Genomic DNA, 13,946 nt, shown 5'->3' on the forward strand with positions numbered 1-13,946 from the left:
CTCCCCCGCCTTGCCCCCCTCAGGCTCCTCGCCCAGGTAAGCCTGCTGGACTTCGCGATTGACGCGGATCGCTTCGGGATCGCCCGAGGCGATCACAGTGCCGTTGACCATCACCGTGATCCGGTCCGCCACGGAGAACACCGCCTCCATGTCGTGCTCGACCAGCAGCACCGCGTGGCCATCGCGCAGCGAACGCAGCAGCGCAAGCATGCGTGCCGACTCCTCCGCGCCCATGCCGGCCAATGGCTCATCCAGCAGCAACACGGTGGGCTGGGTGGCCAGGCACATCGCCACCTCAAGCTGGCGCTTCTGGCCATGCGACAGCGCCGTGGCAACGGCATCCGCGCAGCCCGCCAGGCCGGCGCACTCCAAGGCTTCGTCGCCCAGCGCGCGGCTGGTGCGGCAACGCTGCGCGCCCTCCCATAGCCGCCAGGCCCGCTGCGCGCGCGACTGTGCCGCCAAGCGGCAGTTCTCGCGCACCGTCAGCGGCAGGAAGATATTGTTGCGCTGGTAGCTGCGGCCCACGCCCTCGCGCGCCAGGCGTGGTTGCGACCAGCCGGTCACGTCGCGCCCCTGCAATTGCAACGCGCCAGCCGATGGCGGCAGCTCGCCCGACAACATATTGATCAGCGTGGACTTGCCCGCGCCATTGGTGCCGATCACCGCGTGGATCTCATGCAAGGCCAGGTCCAGGTCCACGTCGCCCACCGCGGTGAGGCCGCCAAAGCGGCGAGTCAGCTTGCGGGCCGACAAGACCGGCGCAGGTACGACAGGTGCAGGTGCGTTCATCGTGATCCTCCTTGGCGCCGGCGCGCGGCACCACGGGCCAGGCTGATCAGCCCATGCGGCAGCAAGGCCACCGCCAGGATGACAAAGCCGCCCATCAGCAACTGCCAGTGCTTGGTCAGCGTGCTGAACCACTCCGCGAGCAAGACGAAGGAGAAGGCCCCCAGCACCGCGCCCGCCAGGCTGCCTGCCCCGCCCAGGATCACCATCAGCATGGCGTTGCCGGACTGGTGCCAGGATGCGATCTCCGGATTGACGAAGCCGTACTGGATGGCATACAGGTAGCCAGCCAGCCCGGCAAAAGTGCCGGCCACCACGAAGGCGCCAAGCTGGTAGCGATAGGTGGCATAACCGGCAGCACGCATGCGCTGCTCGTTATGCTTGATGCCCACCAGCGCATGGCCGAAGCGCGAGCGCAGCACTACCGCCAGCCCCGCCACCGTGAGCACCAGCGCGCCAAGTACCAGCCAGTAGAAATGCGTGACGTCGTTGACGTCGAACGGGTGCGCCCCCAACAGGCCGAACTCCGGCCGGAAATAGATATAGGTACCGTCGCTGCCGCCGGCGATCTTGGTGTCGTGAAAGACGAAGTACACCATCTGCGCGAATGCCAGCGTAACCATGATGAAATAGATGCCACGCGTGCGCAGCACCAGCGCGCCCACCACCAGCGCCAGCAGCGCGGCCGCGCCAAGCGCGCCCAGCAGCATAAGCCAGCCGTTGCCCGGACCGGCCTGCGGCGCCATCATCGCGGTGGCGTAGGCGGCCATGGCAAAGTAAGCCGCATGGCCCAGGCTGACCAGTCCGGTGTAGCCGATCAGCAACTGCAGCGACAGCGCGAAGATGGCCATGATCATGACCTTGCTGACCAGCTCGATGTAAAAGCGCTGCCCATCCGCATTCAGCAGTAGCGGCAGCACCGCCAGCACCGCAAACGCGGCCAGCCAGCCCAGGCCGCCCAGCCAGGGCATGGGCTGGCTGCGCGCGCGCACCGGCCCCTCCAATGCATTGCTATCGCTTGGCATATCCCTACCCCGCCTTGAACAAGCCCTGGGGTTTCCAGAGCAGGATGAGTGCCATCAGCAGGTAGACCAGCACGCCGGAGGCCTCCTGCCAGAACACCTTGCCGAACGTATCGACGAAACCCAGCAGCAGCGAGGCCACCATGGCCCCCTTGACCGAGCCGATGCCGCCGATCACCACCACCACGAAGCACACGATCAGCACCTGGCTACCCATGCCCGGATAGACCGAGGACACCGGCGCGGCGATCATGCCGGCCAGCACCGCCAGGGCCACGCCCAGCGCGAACACGAAGCGGTACAGCACCGTGACGTTGATGCCCAGCGACTGCACCATCTCGCGATTGGTGGCGCCGGCGCGAATCATCATGCCAAGGCGCGTGCGGCGGATGACCAGGTACATGGCCGCGGCCACCAGCAGGCAGATTGCGGAGATAAACAGCCGATAGACCGGATAGGTCATGTCATTGCCGATCGGCAGGGCCCAGTCAAGCATGGCCGGCACGGTCACGCCATGTACGTCGTCGTCCACCAGGATGCTGCGCAGTTCCTCGAACACGAGGATGAGCCCGTAGGTCATCAGCACCTGCTGCAGATGCTCGCGCTCATAGAGATAGCTGAAGAACACCCACTCCAGCACGTAGCCGAACGCCACCGCCAGCACGATGCCCAGCGGAACGGCGATCAGCAGGCTGCCGGTCAGCCCGGCCAGCGTGAAAGCCAGGTAGGCGCCCAGCATGTAGAAGCTGCCGTGGGCGAGGTTGATCACACCCATGATGCCGAAGATCAACGTCAGGCCGCTCGCGACAAGAAAGAGCAACAGGCCGTACTGGATGCTATTGAGGCACTGAATGAAGAAGGAAACGATATCCATGGATATCCATGCGGCAAAGCGGCAACTCGGTTGCGGTATGCGGCCCGGCTGGCGCCGGGCCGGACTTCGGCACGGCGCCTTGGCGGCGGCGGGCCACGGCGTTTACCCGCTCAGAGCCGGCAGCCGCGCGCCGGATCCGCCAACGCCTTCACCGCGACGGCGCCCAGCTTGTTCTCCCGGCCGTCGACTTTGCGCAGGTAGAAATCCTGCACCGGATTGTGGGCCTTCGACAGCGTGAACGTCCCGCGCGGGCTATCGACCTTGGTCTGCTCCATCGCCTTGATGACCTCGGCCTTCTTGCTCATGTCGCCCTTGACGGCGCCAGCGCCGGCGGCCAGCAACTGCGCAGCGTCGTAGCCCTGCACGGCGTACACGTCGGGCTGCAGCTTGTAGGCCTTGGCGTACTCCAGGCGGAAGCTTTTGTCGCGCGGGCTGGACAGGCCATCGGCATAGTGCAGCGTGGTTTCGATGCCTTGCGCCGCGGCGCCCTGTGCCTCCAGCGTGCCGTCGGTGAGAAAGCCCGACGCATAGAGCGGAATCTTGTCCTTGAGGCCCGCCGCGGCCCAGTCCTTGACGAACTTCACGGCGCCGCCGCCGGCGAAGAACACGAAAACCGCATCGGGCTTGATCGATGCGACCTCGGTAATCAACGCCTGGAATTCCACGTTGGGGAACGGCAGGCTCAACTCCTTGACCACCTTGCCGCCCTTGGCCTCGAAGGCTTCCTTGAAGCCCTTGACCGACTGCTCGCCGGCTGCGTATTTCCACGTCAGCGTGACCACCTTCTTCATGCCGCGCTCGGCCAGCACATGGCCCATGGCGTAGCCCGGCTGCCAGTTCGAAAACGAGGATCGGAAGATATTGGGGCCGCACAGCGGGCCGGTGGCTTCATCCACGCCCGCATTGGGGATGATCAGCAGCGTGTTGTTTTCCTTGGCCACCTTGACGATGCCCATCTGCACGCCCGAGTGCACCGTGCCCACCACCACGTCGACCTGATCGCGCTTGATCAGCTTGGTGGCGTTCTCCGGCGACTTGGCCGGATCGGACTCGTCGTCCACCTTGAAGTATTCGATCTCCCGCCCGCCCAGCTTGCCGCCCTGCTCCTGCACATACATCTTGAAGCCATTCTCGATGGCGTTGCCCAGCGACGCATAGGTGCCCGTGTAAGGCAGCATGAAGCCAACCTTGATCTTGCCGGTGCCCTGGGCATTGGCGCCCGCGGCAAAGGCAAGCGATGCAGCGATGGCTAGGCATGCGGGGGCCAGCCCGCGCGATGTGAAGCGATGCATGGATGTCTCCTGGTGGTCAAGCCGACTTCCGTCGCCTGGGCCGGCATCGCCAGCCTGCGGGACTCCCCTCCGTGCGCGGCATTCGCAGACCTCGCGAGCTGCCGGACGGGGGGAACTGCAGGCCAACGCGCAGGGGGCGCGGAATTATTTTAGGTATGAAGTATGTGCCGTTATAAACCTGACTGCCGCGTCCGTCAACGGCCCGGGCTGGTCGCGGTGAGGCGAGTGGCCGCATCGCGGGAGTTTAAGCAGGACGGTTTGTGGCGCATATCGATGGATACCCTCAATCTGCGCCATGGTGCCGTATTCGTCGTCCTCGCCTTGCACCGCCAGCACGGGACATTGGATCTGCGACAGCAGCGGATGCAGGTCGAAGGCGCGAAACGCGGGATCGAGCCAGATATCGTTCCAAGCCCAGAAGGCGGAATCCACATCGTCGTGATGGCGCGCCAGCTTGCTGCGCAGGTCCGTCTGCAGATAGGCCTCGCGGGTGGCCCGGATGCTGCTCACCGAGAGGTCCTCCACCAGGATGTGCGGCGCCAGCACGGTGATGCCATCGACCGCCTGAGGGAAACTCGCGGCATGGATCAGCGCGATCGAGCCGCCGTCGCTGTGGCCGAACAGCCAGGGCCTGCCACGTTTGCGTCCCGGCCCGATCTCGAGTGTGTCGAACAGCGCCGGCAGTGCCTCGCGCGCCTGGCGATGCATGAAGTCGACGCCCCACTTTTCCGGAGCGGGACGCGGGGTGGAGCGCCCGTAGCCATAACGCGACAGCACCAGCCCGCGAAAGTCCCCAGCCTCGCACAGCGCGGCGGGATAGTCGCGCCACATGCTGATCGAACCCAACCCCTCGTGCAGGAAGACCACCAGCGGGCGCTCCTGCCGCTGCGGCCGCAGCCACTGGATCTCTATCTGGATACGACGGCCGTCGAACGGAATTTCCACCAATTCGCTTTGCATGCCCTTGCCCTTCATCATCGGTCTGTCGCCGCCGGCGCGATTGCCGGCGGCGGAGCCACGCCGTCGGCAGCCGCATGCGCAGCCTGCTCACGCTGGCGCAGCCGGAAGCGCTGGATCTTGCCGGTGGCCGTCTTCGGCAGTTCAGCCACGCACTCGATCTGGCGCGGATACTTATACGGGGCCAGCCGCGACTTGACGAACGCCTGCAGCTCGGCCGCCATGCCTTCATGCCAGGACCGGCCGGGGCGCAGCACCACGAAGGCTTTGGGCTTGACCAGTTCGTCGGCATCGGCCACGCCGATCACCGCCGCCTCCAGCACGGCCGGATGCAAGGCCAGCACAGCCTCGACCTCGAATGGTGATACATAGATGCCGCCCACCTTGAGCATATCGTCGCTGCGCCCGGCGTAGATAAAATAGCCATCCGCATCCTGCTGGTACTTGTCGCCGCTGCGGGTCCATTCGCCCACGAAGGTGTCGCGGGTCTTGTCGCGGTTGCCCCAGTACATCAGCGCGGCACTCGGGCCCTTGATAAAGAGGTCGCCAATCTCGCCCGGCGCGCAGGGCTGGCCCGCTTCATCCAGCAGCCTCAGCGCGTAGCCGGGCACCGGCTTGCCGGTGGTGCCGTAGCGCACATCGCCGGGACGGTTCGACAGGAAGATGTGCAACATCTCGGTGGAGCCAATGCCGTCGAGAATGTCGCAGCCAAAATGCGCGCGGAAACGCTCGCCGATATCCTTGGGCAGCGCCTCGCCCGCCGAGGTGCAAACGCGCAGCGCAACGTCCGGCCGACCCGGCAGGTCGCTCGCGGCCAGCATGCCGGCATATAACGTGGGCACGCCGCAGAAAACCGTCGGGCGCTGTTCGCGCAGCCGGCGGAACACCGCTTGCGGCGTGGGACGTTCGGCCATCAACACGGTGGTGGCGCCAACGGCAAGCGGAAACGTCAGCGCATTGCCCAGGCCGTAGGCGAAGAACAGCTTCGCCGCGGAAAAAACCACATCGTCCTCACGCAGGCCAAGCACCTGGCGCGCATAAAGATCGGCGGTATGGAACAGGTTGCCATGCGTGTGCACGGTGCCCTTTGGGCGCCCCGTGGAGCCGGACGAATACAGCCAGAATGCGATGTCGTCGGGCCGCGTGGCGGCAGCGCCTTCCAGCGCCGTGCCCTGCCCGGCCATCTCGGCCACGCTCGGCCCCGGGCCGGCACTGCCGGCATCCGGTGCGGCAAGGATCAGCGCGGGCGCGGTGCCAGCTTTGCCGATAGCTTCGCGCATGACGCTGGCCAGCGGCGCCGAGACCACGGCCGCGCGCGCTGCGCTGTGGTCCAGCATGTAGGCGTAGTCGTCGACGGTCAGCAGCGTGTTGACGGCCACGGGCACCACGCCGGCGAGCAGGCAGCCGAGGAACACCGTGGGGAAATCGATGGTGTCCAGCGCGCACAGCAGCAGGCGCTCCTCGGGGCGGATCCCTGCATGCAGCAGGGCGGCGGCAAAGCGCCGGCAGCGCTGGTCCAGCGCGGCGAAGCTGAGCTGTCCGGCATCGTCCACATAGGCGACCTTGTCGGCGCGGCCTGCCGCCAGGTTGCGCGACAGCAAGTCGGCGGCGGCGTTGTAGCGGGCCGGCAGTACGGAAATGGCCGCCGCAGCAGTAGTAGCAGTAGCAGCATTGGTCGCATCAGCCGCCGGGGACGGGGATGCAATGGGGGGCGTCATGTCTCCACTCCTCGATGCCGTCCCCGGGCCGCACTTCGCCGCGGGAACGGATTCAGGTTTGTCGTGATTTTTTGTTTTTCTTCTTGACCTGCATTTGCCGATGCATTTTATTGCATATCACCTATTATGCAAGCAGAGAAATGCACTATATGACACGATGGCCGCGTCCCTTATAATCGCAACCCCGATCCCGGCCCCAACCGCTCCCATTCCCCATCCAAACCCGCCCGCCATGCGCCGCGACCCAGACCCACTGCTGGCCCCCGACTCCTCCGACGCCCGCCCTGCCGGCGAGCGCGATCCCTACCTGACGCAACTCGGCGAGCGCATCCGCTCGCTGCGCGCGGCGCGGGGCATGTCGCGCAAGGACCTCGCACGCGGCGCGGAGGTGTCCGAGCGCTACCTCGCCAACCTGGAGACCGGCACCGGCAATGCGTCCGTGCTGCTGCTGCGCCAGGTGGCGCGCGCGCTGGATGTGCCGCTGCCGGTGGTGCTGGCGGAGATGGAGACCCAGCACGCTGCTGGTGGCCAGCCTGCCTCGGAGTTCTCGCAGCTGGTGCAGTGGCTGGCGCAACTGCCCGCGGCCGACCTGTCACGCGTGCGCGAGGCTTGCCACCATGCCCTGGCGCCCTCCGCCTCCCATGACGCGCGCCATCGCCGCATTACGCTGATCGGGCTGCGCGGCGCCGGCAAATCCACACTCGGGCGGGCGCTGGCCGCAGCTATGGAAGTGCCCTTTGTCGAACTCAACGGCGTCATCGAGCAGGAGGCCGGCGCCAGCCTGGCCGAAATCCACTCGCTCTATGGGCAGGCCGCCTACCGCCGCTACGAGATGCGCGCACTTGAACGCGTGCTGCGCGAGAACGACCGCATGGTGCTGGCCACGCCCGGCAGCCTGGTCTCGGAGCCCTCCACCTTCAACCTGCTGCTGGCACGCTGCTACACGGTCTGGGTAAAGACCACGCCCGAGGAACACATGGCGCGGGTGGTGGCGCAGGGCGACATGCGCCCGATGGAAGGCAACCGTGAAGCCATGGACGATTTGCGCCGGATCCTGCTGGCGCGCACCCCGCTGTACTCCCGCGCGGACGTGACGATCGACACCAGCGGCCAGGATCCCACCACCTCCCTGCAGGCCTTGCGCGCCCACCTTCGAATCATCGGCGCGTGATTGGCGCGTGATTGGCGCGTGAACCTCGCGCAAGGATTGCGCCGGCCGAATTTGTGCACTATATTTCATCACGAGGGATGATCGACAATATAATGCATAAAGGAGACCACGATGTCCGCCCCGGCTACTTCCACCGCCACCGCCACAGCCACCACTGAGCAAGCCCCCGTCACCTTTGAGCGCGACCCCGCGCAGTACCGCCACTGGAAACTGACGTTCGCGGGCCCGGTGGCCACGCTGTCCATGGATGTCGACGAAGACGGTGGCCTGCGCCCCGGCTATGCCCTCAAGCTGAACTCCTACGACCTCGGCGTGGACATCGAACTGCACGACGCCGTGCAGCGCATCCGCTTCGAGCACCCGGAAGTGCGCACCGTGATCCTCACCAGCGCCAAGGACCGCATTTTCTGCTCGGGCGCCAACATCTTCATGCTCGGCAAGTCATCGCACGCCTGGAAGGTGAATTTCTGCAAATTCACCAACGAAACCCGCAACGGCATCGAGGACGCCAGCCGCCACTCTGGCCTGAAGTTCATCTCGGCCTGCAACGGCACCACCGCCGGCGGCGGCTATGAGCTGGCCCTGGCCTGTGACGAGATCGTGCTGGTGGACGACCGCTCCTCCGCCGTCAGCCTGCCCGAAGTGCCGCTGCTGGGCGTGCTGCCCGGCACCGGCGGGCTCACGCGCCTCACCGACAAGCGCCGGGTGCGACGCGACCACGCCGACATCTTCTGCACCACCACCGAGGGCGTGCGCGGGCAGCGGGCGCACGACTGGAAGCTGGTCGATGCCGTGGTCAAGCCGGCGCGCTTCGCAGAGCATGTGCAACAGCGCGCGCTCGCGCTTGCCGCGCAGAGCGACCGCCCCGCCGGCCACGATGGCGTGAAGCTCACGCCACTGTCGCGCAGCCAGGAGGCGCACGGCTACCGCTATGACACAGTCCAGGTGCATATCGACCCACGTGCCCGCAAGGCCACGCTGACGGTCTTCGGTCCGGCCAAGCACCAGCCGCAGGCGCTGGCCGCGATCCTTGCCGCCGGCGCCGACTGGTGGCCACTGAAGATGGCGCGCGAGCTCGACGACGCCATCCTCACGCTGCGCGCCAACCATCTCGATATCGGCATATGGATCCTCAAGACCGAGGGCGACCCCCATCAGGTGCTGGCCACCGATGCGCTGCTGGATGCGCATGCCAGCCACTGGTTCGTGCGCGAAACCATCGGCATGCTGCGCCGCACGCTGGCGCGCCTGGAGGTGTCGTCGCGCACGCTGTTTGCGCTGATCGAGCCAGACTCCTGCTTTGCCGGCACGTTGCTGGAGCTGGCCCTGGCCGCCGACCGCAGCTACATGCTGCACCTGCCCGACGCGCCGGATGATGCACCGCGTGTGTTCGCCAGCACCGCCAACTTCGGCCGCTATCCGGCCGTCAACGGACTGACCCGGCTGGCCGCGCGCTTCTGCCAGGACGAGGTGGCAATCCAGGCCGTGCAGGACCATATCGGCGCGCCCCTCGACGCCATCAACGCCGCCTCGCTCGGCCTCGTCACCGCCACGCCAGATGACATCGACTGGGAAGACGAGATCCGCATTGCCATCGAGGAGCGCGCCAGCCTGTCGCCGGACGCCTTGACGGGACTCGAAGCCAACCTGCGCTTCGGACCGGTGGAGACCATGGAGACCCGCATCTTCGGCCGCCTCACCGCCTGGCAGAACTGGATCTTCAATCGGCCCAACGCGGTGGGCGAGCAAGGCGCGCTCAAGGTGTTCGGCTCGGGCAACAAGGCCCGCTTCGACTGGGACCGCGTCTGAGCCCGTTTGTCCATTTGGGCCAGCCGCCCATGCAACAAAAAACAAGACAAGGAGACAACCCCGTGCGCATCGACTACAGCCAGAAGATCCCGAACAACGTCAACCTGTCCGACGACCGCGCGCTGCAGCGCGCACTCGAGCACTGGCAGCCCGCCTTTCTCGACTGGTGGCGCGACATGGGACCCGAAGGCTCGCACCAGCACGATGTCTACCTGCGCACAGCGGTCTCGGTCGATCCCGCCGGCTGGGCGCACTTCGACCACGTCAAGATGCCCGACTATCGCTGGGGCATCTTCCTCCAGCCCGCGGACCCGGCACGCCGCATCCATTTCGGCGAGCACAAGGGCGAAGCGGCCTGGCAGGAAGTGCCGGGCGAGCATCGCGCCAACCTGCGGCGCATCATCGTCACCCAGGGCGACACCGAGCCGGCCTCGGTGGAGCAGCAACGCCACCTGGGCATGACCTGCCCCTCGCTGTACGACCTGCGCAACCTGTTCCAGGTCAATGTGGAAGAAGGCCGCCACCTGTGGGCCATGGTGTACCTGCTGCATCGTCATTTTGGGCGCGACGGGCGCGAAGAGGCCGAGGCGCTGCTGGGGCGGCGCTCCGGCGACGAGGACAACCCGCGCATCCTGGGCGCCTTCAACGAGCGCACGCCCGACTGGCTGGCTTTCTTCATGTTCACCCACTTCACCGACCGCGACGGCAAGTTCCAGCTCTGCGCGTTGGCCGAATCCAGCTTTGACCCGCTGGCGCGCACCACGCGCTTCATGCTGACCGAAGAAGCCCACCACATGTTCGTCGGCGAGTCCGGCATCTCCCGCGTGATCCAGCGTACCTGCGAAGTCATGCGCGAGCGCGATATCCAGGATCCCGCGGACGTGCGCGCCGCGGGCGTGATCGACCTCGACACCATCCAGCGCTACCTCAACTTCCACTACAGCGTGACCATCGACCTGTTCGGCGCCGATCAGTCGTCCAACGCCGCCACCTTTTACAGCGCCGGGCTCAAGGGCCGCTTCGAGGAAGGCAAGCGCGGCGACGACCACGTGCTCAAGGGCGAGGTGTACCGCATCCTCGACGTCACCGACGGCCGCCTGGGCGAGCGTGAGGTGCCCATGCTCAACGCGCTCAACGAGGTGCTGCGCGACGACTACGTCAAGGACACGCTCGGCGGCGTGGCGCGCTGGAACAAGGTGATCGAAAAACACGGCATCGCGTTGCGCATGACGGTGCCGCACAAGGCGTTCAACCGCAAGATCGGCAGCCTGGCCAACGTCCATGTCTCGCCGGCTGGCGAGCTGCTCACCGAAGCGCAATGGCAGGCCGGCGAGCGCGAGTGGCTGCCAACCAGCGAGGACCGCGCCTTCGTGGCCTCGCTGATGGGCCGGGTCACCGAGCCCGGCAAGTACGCCAACTGGATCGCTCCGCCGGTGGTGGGCGTCAACCGCCAGCCGATGGATTTCGAGTACGTGCGCTTCAACTGACCCTGACCAGCCCGGACTGACCCACGGGCAACATGCGGCGCAGCACCGGCGACAGACCGGCCGCGCGCCAAGGAGACCAAAGAGATGGGTGCCCCCGACATCATCAAGCAGCACCTGATTGACCCCGAGATCTGCATCCGCTGCAACACCTGCGAAGACACCTGCCCGATCGACGCGATCACCCATGATGACCGCAACTACGTGGTCAGGGCCGATGTGTGCAACGGCTGCGGCGCCTGCCTGGGGCCGTGCCCCACCGGCGCGATCGACAACTGGCGCACGATGCTCAAAAGCGAGGCCTATCCGATCGAGGCGCAGTTGCTATGGGACGAGCTCCCGGCCAGCCTGCCCTTGCCGGCGGACGCGGGGATCGACAATGCGCCGGATCCGGATTCACCGCAGACCGGGCAGGAGCCCCAAACCCAGCAGGTTGAAACCAGCCGGCATACCTCGCCCAAGGCGCCGTGGTCGGCGGCGCATCCGTATGTCAACCTGCACGGCGTGCGCGCCCCCGTCACCGCCACCGTGGCCGGCAACTACCGCCTGACCGCCGACGACGCATCGAGCGACGTGCATCACATCGTGCTGGATTTCGGGCAGCACTTTTTCCCGGTGCTGGAAGGCCAGGCCATCGGCATCGTGCCGCCCGGCACCGACGCCAGCGGCAAGCCGCACTACATCCGCATGTACTCGATCGCCAGCCCGCGCGACGGCGAGCGGCCGGGCTATAACAACCTGGCGCTCACCGTGAAGCGCGTCGAGCAGGATCATGAAGGGCAGCCGGTGCGCGGCGTGGCATCCAACTTCCTGTGCGATCTCGCGCGCGGCGACGAAGTGCGCGTGGTCGGCCCGTTCGGCACCACCTTCCTGATGCCCAACCACCGTGAAGCCAGCGTGATGATGATCTGCACCGGCACCGGCTCGGCCCCGATGCGCGCCATGACGGAACACATGCGGCGCAACGCCGGACAATTCGACGGACAGCGCCTGCTGTTCTTCGGCGCCCGCAACGCGCGGGAACTGCCCTACTTCGGCCCGTTGATGAAACTGCCGCCAAGCTTCCTCGATATCCATCTCGCCTTCTCGCGCGATCCCGGCCAGCCCCGGCGCTATGTACAGGACGCCATCCGCGAAGCCGGCGCCCGCGTGGCGGCGCTGCTCAACGATCCGCACGGCCATGTCTACATCTGTGGCCTCAAGGGAATGGAAGACGGGGTGCTGGCTGCGTTCGCAGAGGTTTGCGCAGGTGCCGGGCTGGCCTGGGGTGAACTGGAAGCTGCCATGAAGACAGAGGGACGGCTGCATATCGAGACGTACTGAGACGGTTTGACCCATACTGATCCGGTGGAAGGCCTCGCTGCGTTGCACCCCGCACCCTCGCAACAGAGAGCGCTGCAGAAATGTCGTATACAGGACAAGTGCGCATTTTGCAGTGGGCGGGGCCACCAAGCCATGCCGATAAAGTTGGCGTTTCCCGCTTCCCTTACGAAACGAACCTCCTATAATGTTTCTGAAGAAACAGGAGCGAGGCGATGCAACCCAAGCAAGTCCCGGAGCATCTTCCTGCCGGCAGTCCGGACCCCGGCACCACCCTCACCAAGGCGGTCATGCGTGCAGCCGGCTTCCTTGGCATCAGCCAGGCAGGCGTGGCCAACGTGCTGGGCATCAGCACCGCCTCCGTATCCCGAATGGCTTCCGGGGGCTATGTGCTCGATGCGCATCGCAAGGAATGGGAGTTCGGTGTGCTGTTCGTGCGCCTGTTCCGCTCGCTCGACGCCATCCTCGGCCACAGCGACCAGGCCCGCCTCTGGCTGGCCAACGAAAACCTGGCGTTGGGTGGCAAGCCGCTCGACCTGATCCGCACAACAGAGGGCCTGGTACGTGTCGTTCACTATCTGGATGCCACCCGCGGTCGCGTCTGAGCGCAAGCCGTTTGCGCTCACGCTCTGGCGCGCGGTTGAGGCCCAGCATGTGGTATCGACCATGCCGTTGGTCGACAGCCTGGAGGAGCAGGCCGTGCTGGAAGCCGTGCTGGATGCCGGCAAGCCCGCGGTGCCCGCCGACGCGCGCCACCTGCACTATCTTCTGTTCACGCCCTTTCGCTACCCGCCCTCGCCCTGGGGCTCGCGCTTTCGCGCCGAGCAGGATCCTGGCGTGTTCTACGGCGCGGACGATATTCGCACCGCCTGCGCGGAACTGGGCTACTGGCGCTGGCGCTTCCTGCTCGACAGCCCGGCGCTGCCCCGCATCGACGCCCGGCCCCACACCTTGTTCCAGGTCAGCGTGCGCACCGACGGCATCGCGCTTGACGCCCCGCCCTTTGCCGAAGACGCCGCAAAGTGGACCGATCCCGACCACTATGATGCCTGCCAGGCCCTGGCCCGCACGGCCCGGGAGGCTGGCCTCGGCATGATCCGCTACACCTCGGTGCGCGACCCGGAGCACGGCGCCTGCGCCGCACTGCTGACCCCGCGCGCCTTCGCCGAACCGCAGCCACGCATCACCACCACCTGGATGCTGACCGTGCGGCCTGACCGCGTCATCTGGCAACGCGACGACCTGCTGCAGCGGGACAGCTTCCAGTTTGCCGCCGGCGTCTGGCAGCGCGGCAAGGCCAGCCCCGACCCTGCCTGACCCCCAGCGCGCCATTGCGGCCGCGATCCCAATCAGGGCGAGTTCTTGCGCCCTTCCCCATTCTGGCGCAATTGGCTGTTGCACCGCGGTAGGATTTGCCTTATAATCTCTTTCTTCGACGGACGCGGGGTGGAGCAGTTGGCAGCTCGTCGGGCTCATAACCCGAAGGTCGCAGGTTCAAGTCCTGCCCCCGCAA

Annotated in this window: 12 protein-coding genes and 1 tRNA gene; 7 read left to right on the forward strand and 6 right to left on the reverse strand. The window is 66.3% G+C overall.

The features are described from left to right. The 6 genes from AC1RWI_RS36255 to AC1RWI_RS36280 all read right to left on the reverse strand — a co-directional run. On the reverse strand, nucleotides 1-789 hold a 789-nt coding region (locus AC1RWI_RS36255), incomplete at its 3' end, for an ABC transporter ATP-binding protein (RefSeq protein ID WP_492870716.1). After that, a complete protein-coding gene (locus AC1RWI_RS36260; RefSeq protein ID WP_052494768.1) occupies nucleotides 786-1,757 on the reverse strand; it encodes a branched-chain amino acid ABC transporter permease in 972 nt (323 codons plus the stop codon). The genes AC1RWI_RS36260 and AC1RWI_RS36255, both read right to left, overlap by 4 nt. A gap of 58 nt (nucleotides 1,758-1,815) precedes the next feature. Next, complete coding sequence (locus AC1RWI_RS36265; RefSeq protein WP_043345299.1) at nucleotides 1,816-2,682, reverse strand: branched-chain amino acid ABC transporter permease; 867 nt, start codon at nucleotides 2,680-2,682, stop codon at nucleotides 1,816-1,818. A 110-nt stretch (nucleotides 2,683-2,792) separates the two neighbouring features. Continuing rightward, entirely contained in the window at nucleotides 2,793-3,974 is a 1,182-nt protein-coding gene (locus tag AC1RWI_RS36270; RefSeq protein ID WP_043345296.1) for an ABC transporter substrate-binding protein, read from the reverse strand. 144 nt (nucleotides 3,975-4,118) lie between these two features. After that, a complete protein-coding gene (locus tag AC1RWI_RS36275; protein ID WP_492870721.1) occupies nucleotides 4,119-4,934 on the reverse strand; it encodes an alpha/beta fold hydrolase in 816 nt (271 codons plus the stop codon). Between the two features lie 14 nt (nucleotides 4,935-4,948). Beyond that, nucleotides 4,949-6,649, reverse strand: a complete 1,701-nt coding sequence (locus AC1RWI_RS36280) for a benzoate-CoA ligase family protein (protein ID WP_043345293.1) — start codon at nucleotides 6,647-6,649, stop codon at nucleotides 4,949-4,951. A gap of 232 nt (nucleotides 6,650-6,881) precedes the next feature. On the opposite strand from AC1RWI_RS36280, the gene AC1RWI_RS36285 reads away from it, so the two are divergent. From AC1RWI_RS36285 to AC1RWI_RS36315, 7 genes are all read left to right on the forward strand, one after another. Beyond that, nucleotides 6,882-7,820 (forward strand): helix-turn-helix transcriptional regulator, encoded by a 939-nt coding sequence (locus AC1RWI_RS36285; protein ID WP_043345290.1) that lies wholly within the window; start codon nucleotides 6,882-6,884, stop codon nucleotides 7,818-7,820. Between the two features lie 111 nt (nucleotides 7,821-7,931). After that, a complete protein-coding gene (gene boxC, locus AC1RWI_RS36290; protein ID WP_492870717.1) occupies nucleotides 7,932-9,629 on the forward strand; it encodes a 2,3-epoxybenzoyl-CoA dihydrolase in 1,698 nt (565 codons plus the stop codon). 29 nt (nucleotides 9,630-9,658) lie between these two features. Beyond that, entirely contained in the window at nucleotides 9,659-11,116 is a 1,458-nt protein-coding gene (gene boxB, locus AC1RWI_RS36295; protein ID WP_492870718.1) for a benzoyl-CoA 2,3-epoxidase subunit BoxB, read from the forward strand. A gap of 84 nt (nucleotides 11,117-11,200) precedes the next feature. Further along, nucleotides 11,201-12,436 carry a benzoyl-CoA 2,3-epoxidase subunit BoxA gene (gene boxA / locus AC1RWI_RS36300; RefSeq protein WP_492870719.1) on the forward strand — a complete coding sequence of 412 codons (1,236 nt, stop codon included), beginning with the start codon at nucleotides 11,201-11,203 and terminating at the stop codon, nucleotides 12,434-12,436. Nucleotides 12,437-12,648: 212 nt separating this feature from the next. Further along, complete coding sequence (locus AC1RWI_RS36305; RefSeq protein WP_043345277.1) at nucleotides 12,649-13,038, forward strand: MbcA/ParS/Xre antitoxin family protein; 390 nt, start codon at nucleotides 12,649-12,651, stop codon at nucleotides 13,036-13,038. After that, nucleotides 12,998-13,750: an RES family NAD+ phosphorylase gene (locus tag AC1RWI_RS36310; protein WP_492870720.1), complete on the forward strand. Its 753-nt coding sequence runs from the start codon at nucleotides 12,998-13,000 to the stop codon at nucleotides 13,748-13,750. The genes AC1RWI_RS36305 and AC1RWI_RS36310 overlap by 41 nt, the downstream gene beginning before the upstream one ends. A 123-nt stretch (nucleotides 13,751-13,873) precedes the next feature. After that, a tRNA-Met gene (locus AC1RWI_RS36315) sits at nucleotides 13,874-13,946 on the forward strand.

Source organism: Cupriavidus sp. MPR-AND1C (assembly GCF_058809705.1).